The following is a 13,929-nucleotide window of genomic DNA, read 5'->3' as shown; positions in this document are numbered from 1 at the left end:
CATGTCCAGCCCGCAGCCTGCATCAGACACCCCCCAGCCCGGCACCCAACAGCCCGAGCGTGCGTCCAGCCCCGCGCCGCCGCCGCTTGTGCTGGTGCACGGCCTCTGGGACACCCCGGGCCTGTTCCGGCGCCTGGAGAAGCAGCTCGAGGGCCGCCGTGATCCGGTGTTGGTGCCCCACCTGCCCCATGGTCTTGGGGAACGGCCGGTGCTGGAGCTGGCCAAGGAGCTGGGGCAGGCCGTGGAGGCCCGCTTCGGGCCCGACCAGGAGGTGGACGTGCTCGGCTTTTCCCTCGGCGGGGTGATCGCGCGCAGCTGGATTCAGCTGCAGGGCGGGCGGCGGCGCACCCGCCGCTTCATCAGCGTCGGCAGTCCCCAGCAGGGCAGTCTGCTGGCGCTGCCCTGGCCCCGCCGCTGGCTGTCCACCGTCGCCGACCTGCGGCCCGGCAGTCCCCTGCTGCAGCGGCTGAACGACGATCCCGCCGGCCTGGAGGGGGTGGCATGCACCAGCTTCTGGTGCCTGAGCGACCAGATGGTGGTGCCCAGCTGGACCGGCGTGCTGCCCGTGGGGCCGAAGCATCAGCTGCCGGTGTGGCACCACCAGCAGCTGATCACCAGCCCCTCCGGGCTGGTGCCGATCGTGAAGGAGCTGCTGCGGCCGTGAGTGCAGCAGGGGCTGGCGACGCTCAGACCGGCTCGGTGGCCAGCCCGGAGTGGCGGATCAGGGCCTCGGGGCTGGGCGCCCGGCCGCGGAAGGCCTCGAACACCTCCGCCGGTGAGCGGCTGCCGCCAAGGCTGAGCACGGTGTCGCGGAAGCGGCGGCCCGTGGCCACCACCTGCTCCTCGTCCTCCAGGCCCACTTCCTCAAAGGCGCTGAAGGCGTCGGCGCTGAGCACCTCGGCCCACTTGTAGGAGTAGTAGCCCGCCGAGTAGCCGCCGGCGAAGATGTGGCTGAAGGAGCAGAGGAAGGCGTCCTCGGGAATCGGCTCCAGCACCGTGGTGGTGCGGGCCAGCTCCCGGCGCAGCTGCTCCGGGCTCTGGCCGCTGTCGGGGGCCCACTGGCTGTGCAGGCGCAGGTCGGTGAGGGCGAAGTGCACCTGGCGCAGGGTGGCCGTGCCGCCCATGAAGGTGCGGGCGGCCAGCAGTTTCTGATACTCCTCCTCAGGCAGCGGTGCGCCGCTCTGCCAGTGGCGGGCCATGCCCATCAGGGTGGTGCGGTCGTAACACCAGTTCTCCATGAACTGGCTGGGCAGCTCCACCGCATCCCACTCCACGTTGCTGATGCCGGCGGCCTGGGGCCGCTCCACGGTGGTGAGCATGTGCTGGAGGCCGTGGCCGAACTCATGGAAGAGGGTTTCCACCTCCTCGAAGGTCATCAGGCTGGGGGTGTCGCCCACCGGCGGGCTCTGGTTGCAGATCAGGTAGGCCACCGGCAGCACCGGCTCGCCGGCGCGGGTGTTGGTGCGACCCAGGCACTCGTCCATCCAGGCGCCACCGCGCTTGCTGCCCGGCCGGCTGTAGGGATCGAGATAGAAGGCCGCCAGCGGATCGCCGCTGGCCCCGTCGAGCACCCGGAAGTAGCGCACATCCGGGTGCCAGGTGGGGGCCTCACCGGCCTCAGTGGCCACGATGCGGATGTCGAACAGCCGCTGGCAGAGGCCGAACAGCCCCTGCAGCACCTGCTCCAGCGGGAACCAGGGTCGCAGCGCCTCGGCGTCGAGATCGAAGCTCTCGCGGCGCAGCAGCTCGGCCCAGTGGCTCACATCCCAGGGCTTGAGGTCGTCTGCTTCCGGGGCGCCATGGCGCTGGGCGCAGGCGCGCAGCTCCTGCAGCTCCTGCTCGGCGGCGGGGTAGGCCGCGGAGCACAGGTCGTGGAGCAGCTGCTCCACTTCAGCCACCGAGCCGGCCATCTTGCTGGCCAGGCTCACCTCCGCCCAGTTGGCGTAGCCGAGACGCCGGGCCTGCTCCAGCCGCAGGGTGAGGATCGTCTCGATCAGGGGCCGGTTGTTGCCCTCACCGCTGGAGGCGCGGCCCACCTGGGCGCGGTACACGGTTTCGCGCAGATCCCGGCGGCGGCTGTACTTGAGGAACGGCAGCACCCGGGGCATGTCCAGCCCCAGCCGCCAGCCCTGCTCACCGGCATCGCGGGCGGCCTGGGCGAGCAGATTGCGCAGGCTCTCGGGCAGGCCATCCAGCTCCTCCTCACTGCTGAGCGTGAGGCTCCACGCGTTGGTGGCATCGAGCACGTGGTTGCCGAATTGGCTGGCCAGCTGGGCCAGTTCGGCGGTGGCGGCGTTGAAGGCCTCCTGCTCCGGCCCCTCCAGTCCCACACCCCGCAATTGCATGTGGCGCAGCTCGGCCTCCACGATCCGCCGCTGGGTGGTGTCGAGGGGCTGGGTCGCCAGCTGCTGCAGGGCCTGATAGATCGGCTTGCTCTGGCCGGCGCGGCTGCCGAAGGCCACCACGGCGCCCTGCTGGTTCTGATAGGCCTGGCGCAGCTCGGGGGTGTTGCACACGCCGTGCAGATGGCTTACCACCCCCCAGCTCCAGCGCAGCCGCTCCTCGAGATGGTGCAGGGGATCCATCAGGTCCTCCCAGCCGATGGCGGGCCGGGGCTGGTCGCTCTCCCCACCGTGAACGCCCAGGCGCGCCTCCAGCCGGCTCAGCTCGTCGCTGAGCTCGGCCAGCAGGGCCGGGATGGCACTGTCCACCTGCTCGGGGGTGATGGCCTCAAACAGCGGCAGCCCCTCGCCGCTCAGCAGGGGCTGCCGCTGCGCCTGCTGATCGCTGCTGGCCTTGGCGCTGCCCGGAGTGCTGAGCATGGCGATCAAATCACTGCCGCCATTTCAGACCATCCGGCTCTGCCGCTGCGGTTCAGCCCAGGGCGGTGAACCGTCCCAGGGCCATGGCCACGCCACTGGTGAGCTTGACGGAGAGGGCGTTGGTGCTGGCCTCGTAGAAGTCGATCGCCACCCGCGGCCAGAAGCCGATCACCAGGGTGGGCACCAGCAGGGTGAGGCCGATCACCAGCTCCCTGGGTGTCATGTCGCCCACCACGGCCAGGGCCGGGATGCGGGGCCCGAAGAACACCCGCCGGCAGAGGCTGAGCAGGTACACGGGCGTGAGCACCAGGCCGATGGCGGCCAGCACGATCGTGATCACCCGGAAGCCGATGGTGAAGCCCTCGTTGGCGGTGACGCCAAGGAACACGGTGATCTCACTCACGAAGCCGCTCATGCCCGGCAGGGCGAGCGAGGCCAGGCAACTGGCCAGGAAGAAGGCGAAGGTGATCGGCAGGGCCTTGGCCAGGCCGCCCATGTTCGGGATCGAGAGGGTTTCGGTGCGCTCGTAGAACACCCCGGTCACGAAGAACATGGCCGCCGCGATCAGCCCGTGGCTGATCATCTGCAGCATCGCCCCGCTCATGCCCAGGGCATCGATGGCGCCGATGCCCACCAGCACGAAGCCCATGTGGCTCACCGAGCTGCAGGCGATGCGCCGCTTCACGTTGTCCTGGGCGAAGGCATTCAGCGCCCCGTAGATGATGTTCACGATGCCCAGCACGATCAGGGCCGGCGCCAGGATGAGGTGGGCCTCGGGCAGCATCTGCACGTTGAAGCGCAGCAGGGCGTAGCCGCCCATCTTCAGCAGCACCCCGGCCAGCAGCATCGACACCGGCGCGTTGGCCTCGCCGTGGGCATCGGGCAGCCAGGTGTGCAGGGGGAACATCGGCAGCTTGACGCCGAAACCCACCAGGAATCCGAGGTAGCAGAGAAGGCCGAAGCTGCCGCCGGCGCTGCGGCCTGCCAGCTCGGCGAGGTTGAAGGTGAAGGGGCCGTTGAAGGCCAGGGCCAGCCCGCTCAGCAGGATCAGCAGGGAGGCGGTGGCGGTGTAGAGGATGAACTTGGTGGCGGCGTACTGGCGCTGCTTGCCACCCCAGATGGCGATCAGCAGATACACCGGCACCAGCTCCAGTTCCCAGGCCAGGAAGAACAGCAGGAAGTCCTGGGAGAGGAACACCAGGCCCTGGGCGGAGGCCTGCACCAGCATCAGGGCGAAGTAGAGCCTGGTTTTGCGGTTCACGTTCCAGCTGGCCGCCACCGAGAGCAGGGTCACCAGACCGGAGAGCACCACCAGCGGGGCCGAGAGGCCATCGGCCGCCAGCGACCACTCCAGTCCCAGCACCGGAACCCAGCTCACCCGCTCCACCAGCTGCAGCTCGCTGAGGGAGCCATCGAACTGGCTGCTGAAGCAGAACAGCATCAGTAGCAGGTCGACCCCCAGAACCCCCAGGGCCAGGCCGCGGGGCAGGCGCGGATCGCTGCCGTCGCCGGGCAGCAGGGGCATCGCCAGGGCTACCGCCGCTGGCAGCAGCACGATCAGGCTGAGCCAGGGAAAGGCCACGGTGGGGGAGCCAAGGCTCACCGGATCCAAGGGACTGGACGCGGCCAGAAGAGCCAGGTTGGCGTCCATCAACCGCGCCTCAAATTCGGCTCCGACCCTATCAGCTGCCCCTGGGCTGCTGAGTAGATGTACTCACTCTCGATCGGGCAACGGCAGCCAGTGGCTGCCGTGCTGCTGCACGCTCAGCACCTCACCGCGGGCCTCCACCCCGGCCCGGTGCCAGGCCACCAGCATCTCGCGGCGCACGGTGTCGGCCACCTCGGCCCGGCAGAGGGCCAGCAGGCTGGGCCCGGCTCCGCTGATCACGCAACCCCAGGCGCCCGCCTCCAGAGCCGCATCGCGCACCTTCTGGCCGCCGGGGATCAGCCCCCAGCGGTAGGGCTCATGCAGGCGGTCGTGCATGCCGTCGGTGATCAGGTCGCCGTTGCCGGTGCGCAGACCCTGCAGCAGCAGGGTGAGTGCCCCGAGGTTCACCACCGCGTCTGCCACCGGGATCGACTTCGGCATCGCCCGCCGGGCCTCGCTGGTGGTGAGCCGGATGGCCGGAATCGCCACCACCGCCACCACCTCCGGTGACCATTCGCAGCGCACCACCCGCCAGCGGTGCGATGCCGCCCGGGCCGTCATGCACAGGCCCCCCACCAATGAGGGCACGACGTTGTCGGGATGGCCTTCGATGTCGATTGCCAGCTCCAGCAGTTTCTCCTTGCTGAGGGCCTCGCCCACCAGGGCATTGGCCCCCATCAGGCCGGCCACGATGGCCGTGGCGCTGCTGCCCAGGCCCCGGGCCGGCGGCACCGCCAGGCGCACCCGGGCCTCCAGTCCCACCGGCTCCTCACCGGCCTCCTTCCACACCCGTTGGGCTGAGCGATACACGAGGTTGTCGGGCCCGCCGCGCAGGTGGGAGCCCTCCTGGCTCTCGATGATCAGGTCGAAGCGCTGGCTGCCCCCCTCCAGGCAGCGCAGTTCAAACACGTTGTCGAGGTTGAGCGCCGCACCGAGGCAGTCGAACCCTGGACCCAAATTGGCGGTGGTGGCCGGAACGTGAACAACGACCCCTTGGCCGACCCGCGGGCGCACCATGGCACTGGCTCTGCTGCGGCCAGTGTCTCAGCCCGCCGCGCCCAGCAGCATGCGCGCCCGGCAGGCAGCGCTGAACTCGCCGCTCGCGGAGTCGATCACCGCCGTGATCGGCAGCGGCTCCAGCACCACTCCCAGGCGTCCCTTGTCGAGGAAGGCCCGTCGGAACAGGGGGCTGCGCAGCTCCATCAGCAGTTTGCCGGCCGTCCCGCCGGCCAGCCAGATGCCGCCGCGGCAGAGTCCTGTCAGGGCCAGATCACCGGTGACACTGCCGTAGGCCTCGAGCCACAGGTCGAGGGCCTCCCGGGCCAGGGGATCGCCGAGGGCCGCCGCACTGGCCACCGCCGCCGGCAGATCGCCATTGCACTGATGCAGGGGGTGCTCGCCCTCGGGGTGGCGTTCGCTCAGCAGCCAGCGGGCCACGTGGCCCAGGCCGGTGCCGCTCACCACCCGCTCCACCGACACCCGCTGGATGCCCAGATCAGCAGCCAGCCACTGCTTGAGCTGCCACTCGGCGGGATTGCGCGGCGCGAATTCGGCGTGGGCCGCCTCACTGGCCACCGCCGTCAGTCCAGCCGGGCCCGGCACGCCGAAGGCCACGCCCAATCCGGTGCCGGCGCCGAGGATCAACACCGGCTCCCCGATGCAGGGGGTGCCCTGGCGGATCGAGGCCTGCTGGGCGCTGCCGAGGTGGTGCAGTCCATACACGAGCACGGCGAAGTCGTTCACCAGCTCCACCGGGGCGATGCCGATGGCTGTGCTCAGCTCCCGCTCCTCCAGCTGCCAGGGCAGGTTGGTGAGCCGGGCTGCCCCCTGCTGCACCGGTCCGGCCACGGCGAAACAGGCAGCCGCCGGCTGATCATCGGGGGCTGCGGTGTCGCGGGCCTCGCCCAGGAAGGCCTGCACCATGGGCGCCAGATCGGGCCATTCCTCGGAGTTGTAGCGGCGAGAGCAGAGGGGTTCGAGCTGGTCGCCGTTGGCCCGGTAGAGGGCCAGCAGGGTCTTGGTTCCGCCGATGTCGCCGGCCAGCAGGATGCTCATGAATGCTCCTTGCCCGGGCTGGCCAGCTCCAGAGTGGCGCCGCGCTCGAGGTTGGCGCGTTCAGCTGCCTTCAGCAGGGCGGCCACGGGCAGGCTGCCGAGATCGCCATCGCGGCGGCTGCGCAGGCTCACCGCCGCGGTTTCGGCCTCGCGGGCGCCGATCACGGCCAGCACCGGGATCTTCATCTGCTCGCCGTTGCGAATCAGCTTGCCCAGGCGATCGCCGCTGTGGTCCACGCTGGCGCGGATGCCGGCGCCGCTGAGCTGGCTGAGCACCTGCTCGGCGAAGGGCAGCACCTCATCGGTGACCGGCAGCAGCCGCACCTGCTCCGGGGCCAGCCAGAAGGGGAAATCGCCGGCATAGTTCTCGGTCATGATCCCGAAGAACCGCTCCAGCGAGCCGAAGATGGCGCGGTGGATCATGATCGGACGCTGCCTGGAGCCATCGGCCGCCACGTACTCGAGCTGGAAGCGCTCGGGCAGGTTGAAGTCCAGCTGGATCGTGGAGCACTGCCACATCCGGCCGATCGCATCCTCGATCTTGAGGTCGATCTTGGGGCCGTAGAAGGCGCCGCCGCCCTCATCGATCGTGTAGGCCCAGCCCTTGCGGCTCAGGGCCTCCACCAGGCCCGCGGTGGCCAGCTCCCACACGGCGTCCTCGCCGATCGACTTCCCGGGCCGGGTGGAGAGGTTGATCTCGTAGCTGCGGAAGTCGAACGCCGAGAGGATCTCCTCGGTGAGGTCGAGGATGCGCAGGATTTCGGCGGTGATCTGCTCGGGCAGGCAGAACACGTGGGCGTCGTCCTGGGTGAAGCCGCGCACCCGCATCAGCCCGTGCATCACCCCAGGTCGCTCGTAGCGATACACGGTGCCCAGCTCCGCCCAGCGGATCGGCAGCTCCCGATAGGAGCGCAGCCGGCTGGCGTAGGTGAGCACGTGGAAGGGGCAGTTCATCGGCCTGAGCTGGTACAGCCGCTCATCCACCGCCATCGGCCCGAACATGCTCTCGCTGTAGAAGTCGAGGTGGCCGGAGGTGCGCCAGAGGGCGAGGTCGGCCACATGGGGGGTGTAGAGCAGCTCGTAGCCGGCGGCGAAGTGGGCCTGGCGCCAGAAGTCCTCGATCAGCAGCCGCATGCGGGCGCCGCGGGGATGCCAGAACACCAGGCCGGCGCCGGCCTCGTCTTCGATCGAAAACAGATCCAGATCCGTGCCCAAACGCCGATGGTCGCGCCGTTTCGCCTCTTCCCGGCGGTGCTTGTGTTCGGCCAGCTGCTCGGCGGTTTCCCAGGCGGTGCCGTAGATGCGCTGCAGCTGGGCGTTGTGTTCGTCGCCGCGCCAGTAGGCGCCGGCGACGCTCTCCAGCTCGAAGGCCTGGGGATTGAGCTCCCCGGTGTGGGCCACGTGGGGCCCGGCGCAGAGGTCCCACCACTCCTGGCCGAGGGTGTAGAGGGTGATCGGCTCCTGAATTCCAGCCAGAATCTCGAGCTTGTAGGGCTCGTTCTGGGCCCGGATCCGCGCCTCGGCCTCAGCGCGGCTCACCTCGATGCGCTCGAGCGGCAGCTTCTTGTTGATGATCCGGATCATCTCCTTCCTGATGGCCTTGAGATCGGCCTCGGTGAAGGGTTCGGGACTGTCGAAGTCGTAGTAGAAGCCGGTTTCGGTCCAGGGGCCGATGGTCACCTGGGCCCTGGGAAACAGCTTCTGCACCGCCATGGCCATCACATGGCTCATTGAATGGCGGATCTTGAGCAGCTGCTCGCTCTCGCTGGTTTTGGGCAGGTGGATGGTGCTCCCGGCCGCCGGGGTTGTGCTGGAGGCGGACGCGGAAGCGGGCATGGGCAGGCGGCGCTGGGGCGAGGGCCGATCCTACGCAGCGCTTCTAAACTCCTGCTATGAGCGCCGACCCGTCTGCCCAGGAGCCTGCCGCCGAACTGCTGGAGCACCTGCTGGGCTCCCTGCTCAGCGACTTCTGCTTCTGGTTCGAGCGCGGGGAGCTGCTGCTCGACCTCTGCCCCGACGCGGTGATGGCCGCCGCGGAGCGCCATGCCCTGCGCACTGAGCTGGATCAGGCCCGCCGTGAGCTGATTGCCGCCACCAGCCTGCGCCAGTCCACACCGGCACCCGTGGCCCTGGCCATGGACACCCTGGCCCCCTGGCATCAGCTGGTGATGCGGGTGTGGTCCCTGTCCGCCCGTCTGCGCCGCAGCGGCGTGGCCCTGCCCCAGCTCAGCTGGCCGCAACCGCCTGCCTTCCCGGGGCTCTGAAGCCATGGCGGATTCCCTCTCCCGCCGCGGCGAGCGGCGCACCCTGGCCCTCTCCTACCTGCTCTGGGCCCTTGGCCTGGCGGGGGTGTGCGGGCTGCAGCGCTTCTACAACCGCAAGCCCTACAGCGGCACCCTCTACCTGCTCACCTTTGGCCTCTGTTACGTGGGCCAGCTGGTGGACCTCTGGCTGATGCCGGAAATGGTGGAACAGGCCAATGCCCTGCCCCTGCTGCAGGGCGCTTCCCTGTCGCTGGAGCGGCAGCTGCTGGAGCTGGCGCGGCACAGCGGCGATGCCGGCTTCACCCTCAACGACGCCCTGCTGGCGCTGGAGTACGGCAGCGGCGTGGGCAGTGAGGCGGTGCGGGCCGAGATCCAGCATTTGCTGGAGGTGCAGCTGCTGGATGTGGGCAACGACAGCCGCGGACGGGTGGTGTACCGCGAGCCCTGAGTGCGCTGGGGACCGGCCGGCGCTCAGCCGGCGTTCTCGTGCCGCGCCAGGGCGGAGTCGTAGAAGGCCACCAGCTCCTGGCGGCTCTTCACCGGCTGGCCGTAGTAGCTGCCGCCATGGTGGGCCGGCAGGGAGGCCCATTCCGGCGCCAGCCGGGCCAGCACATCGGCGTTCAGCCCCGTCCGGTCGAACAGCTGCAGGGCCCCCCGGCGCTCGATCAGGTGCAGGGCGGCCTGGTCCTGGTTGTGGGGCTCGAAGCTGCTGAGCCCCAGCTGCCGGGCCACGGCCTCCCAGGTGGCGGGCAGAAACTGGTAGGCACCGGCGGCGGCGCTGGTGTAGCGCTGGTGCACGACGATCTCAGGGTGGCGCTCCAGGGTGTCGAACAGGCCGCCGCCGTAGAGCACCCGGTAGCCGTCGGGGCTGCCGTTCTTCCAGGTGCCTTCGGCGTAGCGCAGGGTGTCGAGCAGGGCACGGCGCTCCGGTGTGAGCGCATAGGGAGCTGGATCGGCCGGCCGCACGGCCACCGCCTGCGGCGGCTGGGGCAACTCGGGCATGGGCCTGGGGGAGGAGACGGCGGTGGCGGGGCGGGGGATCGGCAGCACGGTGGCCATGGCGATGGCAACGACCGTGGAGGCGAACAGGCGGGGGCGAGTCAGGGGCGCTCACATCGGGCGTCATGACCTTGCTGGCCTGGGGTGGACGGAGGCCAGCAGGGCGCCTGGGGGGGTTGACGGGAGCGGATGAATGTGTATCAACAGCCACGTAACGTTCTGCGTCGCAGTTGCGACGGCTGTCGCTCGGATTGCCTGGGGCGGTGTAAGGCCGCAATGATCAGCGCGGCTGATCATTGGCGCGGTGTCTATTCAGCTTGTTTTGCTCACATGGGCTTGACGGGGAGGAAGCCGAGAGCATCCCGCACCCGCTGCAGCGTTGCTGCCGCCACCGCGCTGGCCCGTTCGCGACCCTGCGCCAGCACCGCCTCCAGGCTGGCCGGATCGGCCCGCAGCTCGCGATAGTGCTCCTGGATCGGCCGTAGGGCCTCCACGGCGGCCTCCGCCAGCAGCGGCTTGAAGCGCCCCCAGCCCATCTCGGCGCATTCACCGGCCACGGCGGCGCGGCCGCGACCGGAGAGCGCTGCATAGAGCCCCAGGAGGTTGTCGGCTTCGGGTCGCTCGGGGTTGCCGAACTCAAGACCCATGGTGGGGTCGGTGCGGGCGCGCTTGATCTTGCGGCTGATCAGCTCCGGCGGGTCGAGCAGGGCAATGCGCGAGCCCTCGTTGGGATCACTCTTGCTCATCTTGCTGGTGCCGTCGCTGAGGCTCATCACCCGGGCGCCTTCCGGCAGGATCATCGGCTCGGGCACCTTCAGCACCGGCAGGGGTTCGCCGTCGGCGCCCCTGGGGGCGAAGCGGGCGTTGATGCGCTGCTGGGCGATGTCGCGGGCCAGTTCCAGGTGCTGTTTCTGGTCGTCCCCCACCGGCACGCGGTCGGCGTCATAGAGAAGGATGTCGGCGGCCATCAGCACCGGGTAGTCGAGCAGTCCGGCCGACACCTGATCGCCCTGTTTCACGGCCTTCTCCTTGAACTGGATCATGCGCTCCAGCCAGTTGAGCGGGGTGACGCAGTTCAACAGCCAGCACAGTTCGCTGTGGGCCGGCACCTGGCTCTGCACGAACACCGTCGAGCGCGCCGGGTCAATGCCGCAGGCCAGGTAGAGGGCGGCGGTGGAGAGGGTGTCCTCCGCCAGGCGCGCCGGGTCGTGGGGCACCGTGATGGCGTGCAGGTCCACCACACAGAAAAAGGTGTCGTGGTCCTGCTGCAGGTCCACCCAGTTGCGGATCGCACCCAGCCAGTTGCCCAGGTGCAGGGAGCCGGTGGGCTGAACGCCGGAGAGAACCCGGGGCCTGCTCATGGCAATCAGCGTTCGTCGGTGGTCTCTGCGGACTCAGCAGCGATCGGCGCTTCGGGCTCGGCTTGGGGTTGGGGCTCTGCTTCCAGTGCGGGCTCTGCTTCCGGTGTGGACTCTGTTTGTGGTTCGGGTGCCGCTTCAGCTGGGGCTGGCGTTGTCGGCCGGGCCGGACGGGCAAAGGGGTCGATGCGATTCTGGCGCTCCTGGCGTCCTCCCCGGCCCTCGCCGCGAGGGCCCTCGCGGCGAGCTCCCTCACTGCGACCGCCATCGCCGCGGCCACCCCGCTCGCCGTCGCGGCCACCCTCGCGGCGGGGGCCGGCCTGCTCCTGCTGCTGGGCCACCAGCTCGTCGAGCTTGCCCTCTTCCAGCAGCTGGGCGATGGCGCGCACCGAGAAGCCCAGCACGGCCACGGTGGAGCGCAGCCGGAAGGCCTCCTGAATGCTGCGGGCGGAGCGCATCTCGTTGTCGCTGAGACGGATGCGAAAGCCGCCCCCGTCTCGGGTGCCGGCGTTGCGCCCGGCCTGGGGCGCTGGCGTGGAGGACTCGTCAGCCATGGCGACAGGCGCTGGATCAGGGGCAAGTGTGCCGCATCGGCTGGTGGCGGCTGGGCAGCCAGTGCAGCGCGTGCCGCTGCTCCCCATCCGGTCGCCTGAGCACCAGCAGGGGCAACCGCCGGCTGGCGCCGCCAACCAGCCCGCGCCGGTAGTCCCGTAGCAGCCCCAGGTAGTCCGCGAAGGTCCAGCCGCAGCAGTGCCGCTCCTGTTGCTGCCAGTGCCGGTGCTGGGCCTGCTGGCAGGCCTGGGCGCCGAACTCCTGCCAGCACACCAGCTGGGCGCTCCAGGGATCGCTGCCCTCCTCCGTCAGCTGCCGCCAGCGCATCAGTTCGGGGGCCTCGGCACTGGTGTCGGCCGGCACGGCGTCCGCCAGGGTGGCCACCGTCACGGCCTGCAGGCGCAGCCAGCAGCGCTCCAGCAGCACCACCGGCAGGGTGCCATGCCAGTTCGGAGCTGCATCGAGCGCCTCACTCCAGCCCTGCAGGCGTCGCTGCTGCTCCGGGGTCAGGGCGGCCAGCAGCTGGGACGTGGGGCCGCTCAGGGCAGGCTCAGCCATGGCGGTGTGGCAGATCGGCGGTGGACTGGTGGGCGATGTCCACCCACACCAAGGCTATGGGGTTCCTCAAGGGAAGGCCCGTGATTCCCATCCTGCCCCGCACCGGCGGGCGTCGCCCTGCTCCCTGAGCTAGAGAGGCTCAGCTCATGCCAGCGCGTTGACTTCCCCGTCGTCACCGCCACCGCTGCCTCACCCCCAGTGGTGCCCTCCCAGTTCCGCAGGCCCGCTGGCCTCCTCCTCGGGCTCGACACGTCCGTCCCTGGCTGGGCTGGCCTGGCGCCGGCTCTGGCCGATGGCCGCCGCCACCGCTGCCGGTGGCCTGGCGCTGGATGGGTTGGGGCGCCTCGCCCATGGTTCGCTGCTCTCCACGGCGGCAGCGGCCGCTGCGCTCGGCGCCCTGTGGTGGTTGCGGCCTGCGGGCGCCCGGCCGGGAGGCCCTGCTCCTGCTGATGTGGGGGGCTGGCTGGAGCGGCTGGAGGCCCTGGAGGCCCGCTTCGAGGAGCTGGAGCCCAGCGCCGGCTCAGGCACCGCCGATCCGGCGCCGGCGCGCCGGCAACGGCAGCTGGAATTCGCCAGCCTGCGCAGCCAGCTGGAGCGCTCCGGCCTGCACCTGGCCGTGGTGGGCCACCCCCCTCAGGAGCCGGCCTGGCGGGAGCGCCTGGCCAAGGCGCTGCAGGGCCCCGAATCGCTCACCCTGCACTGGGCCCGGCCGCTTCCGGCCAGCAGCGAGCTCTGGCAGTGGCCGGAGCCTTTCGCCAGCTGCGATGCGCTGCTCTACTGCCTCTCCACCCCGCTGATGGCCGCCGATCTGCGCTGGCTTGAAGCCCTGCCCAGAGGTCAGCCCCTGTGGCTGCTTCTGCACGCTGATGGCCCCGGCCAGGAGGCCAATGCCAGCGCCGAGCTGCTGGCCCAGCTCAGCCTTGAGCCGCCACCACCGCTGCTCGGCTGGCGGCAGACGGCCGATCTGGCCGCTTCCCTGCAGCCCCTGGCCCGGCTGTGCGCCAGTGAAGCGCCCCGCCTGCGCGGGCAGCGCCAGCTCCGCAGCCTGGAAACCCTGCATGGCCGCTGGCAGGGAGACCTGGAGTTGCTGCGCCGCAGTCACTTCCAGGCCCTGCAGCAGCGCACCCAGTGGCTGGTGGCCGCCGGGGTGGTGGCAGCCCCGCTGCCCAGCCTCGACCTGCTGGTGCTGGCGGTGGCCAACGGCCTGATGGTGAAGGAGATGGCCCAGCTCTGGGGCTGCCCCTGGAGCGGCGAACAGCTGCGCGCCGTGGCGGTGGAGCTGGCCCGGGCCTCCCTGACGCTGGGGGTGGTGGAGTGGAGCACCCAGGCCCTGGCGGGGGCGGTGAAGTGGCATGGGGCCACCTGGCTGCTGGGCAGTGCCGTGCAGGCCCTCAGTGCCGCCTACCTCACGCGGGTGGTGGGCGGCGCCATGGCCGACAGCCTGGCGCGCTCGGTGGGGGTTGCTGAGCCAGACCTGGAGCGTCTGCGCCGGGAGGCGCCACTGCTGGTGGCCCGGGCCGCCGAGCGGGAGCGGATCGACTGGCCGGCCTTCCTGCGTCAGGGCCAGCAGTGGCTTGGCGAGCAGTGGCTGGGGGAGCAGGTCTGCCCGCCGTTGGCCGGACGCAAATCTTCGCAACAGTCTGCGTAAAGAAGAGCAAAGCATCGGAACTTTTT

Annotated in this window: 13 protein-coding genes; 4 read left to right on the top strand and 9 right to left on the bottom strand. The window is 70.3% G+C overall.

The window, feature by feature from the left end:
- Position 1: 1 nt before the first annotated feature.
- A complete protein-coding gene (locus KBY96_RS12880; RefSeq protein WP_254979856.1) occupies positions 2–664 on the top strand; it encodes an alpha/beta fold hydrolase in 663 nt (220 codons plus the stop codon).
- Between the two features lie 22 nt (positions 665–686).
- On the opposite strand, the gene KBY96_RS12875 is transcribed toward KBY96_RS12880, so the two are convergent.
- The 5 genes from KBY96_RS12875 to thrS all read right to left on the bottom strand — a co-directional run bounded on the left by KBY96_RS12875 (position 687) and on the right by thrS (position 8,360).
- Entirely contained in the window at positions 687–2,822 is a 2,136-nt protein-coding gene (locus tag KBY96_RS12875) for a M3 family metallopeptidase (RefSeq protein ID WP_254979855.1), read from the bottom strand.
- Positions 2,823–2,874: 52 nt separating this feature from the next.
- On the bottom strand, positions 2,875–4,473 hold the full coding sequence (locus KBY96_RS12870; protein WP_254979854.1) for an NAD(P)H-quinone oxidoreductase subunit 4: 1,599 nt from the start codon (positions 4,471–4,473) through the stop codon (positions 2,875–2,877).
- 63 nt (positions 4,474–4,536) lie between these two features.
- Positions 4,537–5,487, bottom strand: coding sequence for a homoserine kinase (thrB, locus tag KBY96_RS12865; protein WP_254979853.1), 951 nt, complete (start codon positions 5,485–5,487; stop codon positions 4,537–4,539).
- Between the two features lie 27 nt (positions 5,488–5,514).
- Positions 5,515–6,525: a glucokinase gene (glk, locus tag KBY96_RS12860; protein ID WP_254979852.1), complete on the bottom strand. Its 1,011-nt coding sequence runs from the start codon at positions 6,523–6,525 to the stop codon at positions 5,515–5,517.
- Positions 6,522–8,360 carry a threonine--tRNA ligase gene (gene thrS, locus KBY96_RS12855; RefSeq protein WP_254979851.1) on the bottom strand — a complete coding sequence of 613 codons (1,839 nt, stop codon included), beginning with the start codon at positions 8,358–8,360 and terminating at the stop codon, positions 6,522–6,524. Before thrS ends, glk begins: the two co-directional genes overlap by 4 nt.
- Before the next feature lie 56 nt (positions 8,361–8,416).
- Between thrS and KBY96_RS12850 the strand changes: the two genes are divergently transcribed.
- Positions 8,417–8,788 (top strand): DUF2605 family protein, encoded by a 372-nt coding sequence (locus KBY96_RS12850; protein WP_254979850.1) that lies wholly within the window; start codon positions 8,417–8,419, stop codon positions 8,786–8,788.
- A gap of 4 nt (positions 8,789–8,792) precedes the next feature.
- Entirely contained in the window at positions 8,793–9,236 is a 444-nt protein-coding gene (locus KBY96_RS12845) for a TM2 domain-containing protein (protein WP_254979849.1), read from the top strand.
- Positions 9,237–9,259: 23 nt separating this feature from the next.
- On the opposite strand, the gene KBY96_RS12840 is transcribed toward KBY96_RS12845, so the two are convergent.
- The 4 genes from KBY96_RS12840 to KBY96_RS12825 form a co-directional block, all read right to left on the bottom strand.
- Entirely contained in the window at positions 9,260–9,790 is a 531-nt protein-coding gene (locus tag KBY96_RS12840; protein WP_315859497.1) for a glycoside hydrolase family 104 protein, read from the bottom strand.
- 323 nt (positions 9,791–10,113) lie between these two features.
- A complete protein-coding gene (trpS, locus tag KBY96_RS12835; protein ID WP_254979847.1) occupies positions 10,114–11,148 on the bottom strand; it encodes a tryptophan--tRNA ligase in 1,035 nt (344 codons plus the stop codon).
- Between the two features lie 5 nt (positions 11,149–11,153).
- Positions 11,154–11,699 carry a hypothetical protein gene (locus KBY96_RS12830; RefSeq protein ID WP_254979846.1) on the bottom strand — a complete coding sequence of 182 codons (546 nt, stop codon included), beginning with the start codon at positions 11,697–11,699 and terminating at the stop codon, positions 11,154–11,156.
- Between the two features lie 16 nt (positions 11,700–11,715).
- The gene (locus KBY96_RS12825; RefSeq protein WP_254979845.1) at positions 11,716–12,255 is read right to left on the bottom strand and encodes a hypothetical protein; all 540 of its coding nucleotides are present in this window, start codon (positions 12,253–12,255) and stop codon (positions 11,716–11,718) included.
- A gap of 292 nt (positions 12,256–12,547) precedes the next feature.
- Between KBY96_RS12825 and KBY96_RS12820 the strand changes: the two genes are divergently transcribed.
- A complete protein-coding gene (locus KBY96_RS12820; RefSeq protein WP_254979844.1) occupies positions 12,548–13,903 on the top strand; it encodes a YcjF family protein in 1,356 nt (451 codons plus the stop codon).
- The last annotated feature ends 26 nt before the right edge of the window (positions 13,904–13,929 follow it).

This window comes from Cyanobium sp. ATX 6A2, from assembly GCF_024346355.1.
Lineage (GTDB): Bacteria > Cyanobacteriota > Cyanobacteriia > PCC-6307 > Cyanobiaceae > NIES-981.
Note: the sequence above shows the minus strand (reverse complement) of the source record. Positions and strands in the feature narration are given on the sequence as shown.

Excerpts from the sequence above, each read along its gene's own strand:
- KBY96_RS12820 (WP_254979844.1), top strand. The coding sequence starts at position 12,548 with ATGGCCGCCGCCACCGCTGCCGGTGGCCTGGCGCTGGATGGGTTGGGG.
- thrB (WP_254979853.1), bottom strand. The coding sequence starts at position 5,487 with ATGGTGCGCCCGCGGGTCGGCCAAGGGGTCGTTGTTCACGTTCCGGCC.
- KBY96_RS12825 (WP_254979845.1), bottom strand. The coding sequence starts at position 12,255 with ATGGCTGAGCCTGCCCTGAGCGGCCCCACGTCCCAGCTGCTGGCCGCC.
- KBY96_RS12840 (WP_315859497.1), bottom strand. The coding sequence starts at position 9,790 with ATGCCCGAGTTGCCCCAGCCGCCGCAGGCGGTGGCCGTGCGGCCGGCC.
- KBY96_RS12845 (WP_254979849.1), top strand. The coding sequence starts at position 8,793 with ATGGCGGATTCCCTCTCCCGCCGCGGCGAGCGGCGCACCCTGGCCCTC.
- trpS (WP_254979847.1), bottom strand. The coding sequence starts at position 11,148 with ATGAGCAGGCCCCGGGTTCTCTCCGGCGTTCAGCCCACCGGCTCCCTG.
- KBY96_RS12850 (WP_254979850.1), top strand. The coding sequence starts at position 8,417 with ATGAGCGCCGACCCGTCTGCCCAGGAGCCTGCCGCCGAACTGCTGGAG.
- glk (WP_254979852.1), bottom strand. The coding sequence starts at position 6,525 with ATGAGCATCCTGCTGGCCGGCGACATCGGCGGAACCAAGACCCTGCTG.
- KBY96_RS12875 (WP_254979855.1), bottom strand. The coding sequence starts at position 2,822 with ATGCTCAGCACTCCGGGCAGCGCCAAGGCCAGCAGCGATCAGCAGGCG.
- KBY96_RS12830 (WP_254979846.1), bottom strand. The coding sequence starts at position 11,699 with ATGGCTGACGAGTCCTCCACGCCAGCGCCCCAGGCCGGGCGCAACGCC.
- KBY96_RS12880 (WP_254979856.1), top strand. The coding sequence starts at position 2 with ATGTCCAGCCCGCAGCCTGCATCAGACACCCCCCAGCCCGGCACCCAA.
- KBY96_RS12870 (WP_254979854.1), bottom strand. The coding sequence starts at position 4,473 with ATGGACGCCAACCTGGCTCTTCTGGCCGCGTCCAGTCCCTTGGATCCG.
- thrS (WP_254979851.1), bottom strand. The coding sequence starts at position 8,360 with ATGCCCGCTTCCGCGTCCGCCTCCAGCACAACCCCGGCGGCCGGGAGC.